The following is a 4,215-nucleotide window of genomic DNA, read 5'->3' as shown; positions in this document are numbered from 1 at the left end:
GTGGAAGTTTTAACAGAGAGTACAATTCCAAAAAGATATTGGTCAGATCTAAAATCCAAACTAAAAGAAGAGGGATTTGAGGTGTACGATTTTATCGTACAACTGAAATTATTATCTTCTGATGGGAAAAAGTATACTACAGATTGTGCTAATACAAAATTTATGTTTCGTATAATCCAATCTATTCCTTCTAAAAAGGCAGAACCATTTAAGAGATGGCTTGCTAAAGTTGGATACGAGAGAATACAAGAAATAGAAAACCCAGAATTGGCACAAGAAAGAATGAAACAAACATATAAATTAAAAGGATATTCAGATAATTGGATTGAAAAAAGAGTTAGGGGAATTGCAATAAGACAAGAATTAACTGACGAGTGGGATAAACGTGATGTAAAAACAAAAAGAGAATATGCGATTTTAACAGCTGAAATATCAAAAGCAACTTTTGATTTAACGCCAAATGAATATAAAGAGCACAAAGGATTAGAAAATGAAAATCTAAGAGATCACATGGATGATTTAGAATTAATATTAACTATGTTGGGTGAATCTACTACAACTAGATTCACACGTGAAAGAGATACAAAAGGATTTATTAAATTGAAAAAAGATGCAAAAGAAGGCGGAGATGTTGCAGGAAAAACAAGAAAAGATATTGAAAAGAGATTAGGTAAAAGTATTGTTTCAAAAGAAAATTACCTTAATATTCCAGAAAAAAGAAAAAGGATAAAAGATAAGAAAGAATAATTAAAGATGGGATAAAAGAACTTTATGTAATTTTATCCTAGAGATCAAAAAAACGATAAAAAAGGACAGAAGTTTTGTATATTTTGTTTTAGATAATACTGTTTAGGCGAGTAAATCTAAAACAAAAAGAACAGTATTAGGTAATTATAAAGAGAAATCACTTTTTCATCCGGAGCATAATAAGTTAAATTTTATATAATTTAAAAAATATATAAATATTAAATACGAATTTTCAAAATATTTTTAGTTAAGTGAAATTCAAAATTCACTTAACTCAAGTTAAGTAAAAATCAAAATCTACTTAACCTAGGTTAAGTAATTTTAAGAAAATACTTAACTTTAAATTAAATATTTATCTCTTAGTGTTTTCTTTTTAGTATCAAGGAGATTAGAGAAATGATTAAAAAAGGAAAAAATAGTAAAGAGGATAAAAAGAATAGAATATCATAATTTGTAAAAGCTGTTTGTTTAGTTAAATATAAATATCCAGTTATTATCTCAAAAACAGCAAAAACCAAAGTCATTGCCAAAATTGATTTGATATTATTTTTCAAAAATAAAGATAGATTTAAGGGTTTATTATAATGAACAGGTACAAAAACAGGAGTTTTAGATAATTGTATATTGCTTTTTGGTAATCTAATGTTATTTTTTGGTAAATTAAACAATATAAACCCCATTTCTTTAACATAAAATAAATTATCTCTTTTTTTGACATATTCTATTAATTGTAAAACAACTCCAGCAACTAATCCATAATATGCATTTATAGCAATTAAATTAGCATAATCCTTATTATCTAAGAAAGCCAAAGTAATAGCAGAATATATCAAGAAAAAAATAGCAAAAATAATAAAAAATCTAGAATCTATTCTTAAAAAATAAAATATTATCATAGGAATTAAAAAAAGCAATAAAGTCCATTCAGAATCTAATAATTGAAAATTAAGATTAATTAATAGTATTAAAAACAAAGAAAATATCAAAATTGTATTTATTTTATAAGATTTATCCATATATCTCTTTTCTTCTTAATATTTAAAAAGCTGATTATGTATTTTGTAAATTAGAATTTACAATATATTCGATTTTTTTACTTTTTTGTAAACTACAGTTTACATTCTTATTAAAAAAAGGCTGTTTTTAAGTACTTTGTAAACCAGAGTTTACAATTTAACTACTTTTTTGTAAACTACAGTTTACAATTTATCCTTAATTTTGAGTTAATAAAAATAAAACCGCAAATTTACAAATGGGTTTGATAATACACAAGCCTTAAAAATATAAAACAGCTTATTAAATTGTGTATCTGGAAAAACAAAATGATTTAGCAATTGTTAGGGATATAAATCCATTATATTTTAGATTATATAATTTTTTACCAAAAGGAAAAACAGTAATTGAAGAAACACAAGATTTAAATTTAAGATTAGGTTTTAACAACGTATTTTTTGAATATAATAGACCTTCAAATCATTTTACAATAACTGGAAGAATAGTATATAGAACAAAAGTAATTGAACCTGTTCCATTAGAAAAAGAATGGGCTTATACTTTTTTTATTTTAAATAATGGAGATATGAAAATAAGAAAATATAATGAGATAATGCCAAGAAGACAGCCGCAAATACATTTAGCAATAGAAGCAGGTCCAAGATTAATAGTGAATGAACAAGTAGTAGATGGATTAAATAGTACTTTTAGATCATCTAAATTATGTATGGGTTGGGATAAACATCAAAAAGCAATGGTAGTAGCAACAGACCAAAAGATAAGTTTACAAGAATTTGCTGAACAAATAAAAGATTTAGGTTTTGTATTTGCTTTAAATTTAGATGGGGGAGGGTCTACCTCTTTATACTATAGCGAGGATAATATTAAATTAAAATTAATTGGAAAATCTTCGTATGGATATGATAATATAAAATATGATCAAAATGAGAAATTTGGAAGAAAAGTTCCATATATGATAGGAATACCCAAATTTATAGATAAATAACAGTATTTATCTTCAAATAAGGTATAGAAAGCTTTATATATTTTGTTTTAGATAATTACCTATATTGTGGTGTTATCTAAAATGAAAAAAAAAGAAGGATTAAGTCCAAATCAAGAAAAATTACTTAGCATTTTAGAATTTAAAGAAAAAGTTTTTGTTACTAGAAAAGAAATTGAGGAGTATATTTGGGATCATATCAAGGTAAAGGATAGAAATAAGCTTATTTATGGGATGATAAAAAAACAGAGATTAATAAAAATAATGAGAAACAAGTATGTAGTAGTACCAATACGTGCAATTAATAAAGACTGGGCGCCTAATGAATTAGAAATAGTAAATTTTTTAATGGAAAATAATAAATACTATTTTGGTTTAGGCACAGCTTTTAATTTACATAATTTTTCAAATCAAATTCCAGTAAAATTAATAATATTTAATTCAAAATATTCTTTTGATAAAAAAATATTAAACAATTCGTTTAAATTTATAAAAATCAAAAAAAGTAGATTATTTGGTTTTTCCAATACTAAGTTTCCAATATCTGATAAAGAACGTACAATTATTGATGCTTTAGAATATCCAGAGTATTTAGGAGGTTTGGATTCTGTTGTAGATATTTTAAAAGATTTAAAATTTAATCAAAAAAAATTAGAAGATTATGCAATTAAGTATGAAAGTATTAAGATTATCAAACTTATTGGTTTTATCACAAATAGTAGTAAACTTTACCACTATCTTGAAAAAAATAAAAAATTATATTATAGTTCAATTAAAGGATTAAAAAAAGGAGATAAAAAATGGAAGATAAGACCAAATAAAATTTATTATTTGTAAATTGGTTTACTGAAAATGTTTTTCATATATATTATATTTTTAAAATCTAGTTCAAATAATTTATTTATATTTAAAGGAGAATAACCTATCAATTCACTACTTACATTTATTGTTTTTGTTTTTCCATTAATAAATGGAAATGTATCTAAATAATGATTATGGTGGTGACCATGAATTATCCAATTTTTCCAGTTTTTTGGACTGTCTTTTGGATTATGAATTAATAAAAAATCCATATTTTTATAATCTAATGTTGTTTGTTTTAAAAAATTTATTTTTTTAGATTTATCATGTCCTCCTTTAATAAAAATAATTTTTCCTTTTAATTTTTCAGCCCAAAAATCAAATCCACTACTTTCTCTTCCGAATGTCAAATCTCCTATAAAATATACGGTATCTTCTTCTTTAATTTTATTATTCCAATTATCCAATATCTTTTTGTTCATTTGTTCAACTGTTTTAAATGGTCTTTTACAGTATTTAATAATATTGGTGTGATCTAAATGTAAATCTGAAATTAGGTATATATTTTTTTCTAACATTTAATCCTCTTTTTTTAATTATTTTATTCACGTTATATTTATAAATCTCATTATAATAATTGGATTTATGAATAAAAAAGTAGAAAGTATATG

The 4,215-nt window shown here is 23.4% G+C and carries 5 protein-coding genes; 3 read left to right on the top strand and 2 right to left on the bottom strand.

The features are described from left to right. On the top strand, window positions 1-747 hold a 747-nt coding region (locus WC356_07555), incomplete at its 5' end, for a phage antirepressor protein (GenBank protein ID MFA5382997.1). A 359-nt stretch (window positions 748-1,106) separates the two neighbouring features. Here the strand turns inward: WC356_07555 and WC356_07550 are convergent. Further along, entirely contained in the window at window positions 1,107-1,763 is a 657-nt protein-coding gene (locus tag WC356_07550; protein ID MFA5382996.1) for a hypothetical protein, read from the bottom strand. Window positions 1,764-2,050: 287 nt separating this feature from the next. Between WC356_07550 and WC356_07545 the strand changes: the two genes are divergently transcribed. Both WC356_07545 and WC356_07540 read left to right on the top strand, forming a co-directional pair. Next, on the top strand, window positions 2,051-2,746 hold the full coding sequence (locus WC356_07545; GenBank protein ID MFA5382995.1) for a phosphodiester glycosidase family protein: 696 nt from the start codon (window positions 2,051-2,053) through the stop codon (window positions 2,744-2,746). Window positions 2,747-2,827: 81 nt separating this feature from the next. Then, the gene (locus WC356_07540) at window positions 2,828-3,580 is read left to right on the top strand and encodes a type IV toxin-antitoxin system AbiEi family antitoxin (GenBank protein MFA5382994.1); all 753 of its coding nucleotides are present in this window, start codon (window positions 2,828-2,830) and stop codon (window positions 3,578-3,580) included. On the opposite strand, the gene WC356_07535 is transcribed toward WC356_07540, so the two are convergent. After that, window positions 3,571-4,122, bottom strand: a complete 552-nt coding sequence (locus WC356_07535) for a metallophosphoesterase family protein (protein MFA5382993.1) — start codon at window positions 4,120-4,122, stop codon at window positions 3,571-3,573. The two genes, WC356_07540 and WC356_07535, sit on opposite strands and share 10 nt — an antisense overlap. Window positions 4,123-4,215 lie beyond the last annotated feature (93 nt).

Source organism: Candidatus Micrarchaeia archaeon (assembly GCA_041653315.1).
Taxonomy (GTDB): domain Archaea; phylum Micrarchaeota; class Micrarchaeia; order Anstonellales; family JAHKLY01; genus JAHKLY01.
This window is presented reverse-complemented; position numbering and strand designations above follow the sequence as displayed.

Coding starts and splice junctions, on each gene's coding strand:
- WC356_07535 (MFA5382993.1), bottom strand. CDS start 4,122: ATGTTAGAAAAAAATATATACCTAATTTCAGATTTACATTTAGATCAC.
- WC356_07540 (MFA5382994.1), top strand. CDS start 2,828: ATGAAAAAAAAAGAAGGATTAAGTCCAAATCAAGAAAAATTACTTAGC.
- WC356_07550 (MFA5382996.1), bottom strand. CDS start 1,763: ATGGATAAATCTTATAAAATAAATACAATTTTGATATTTTCTTTGTTT.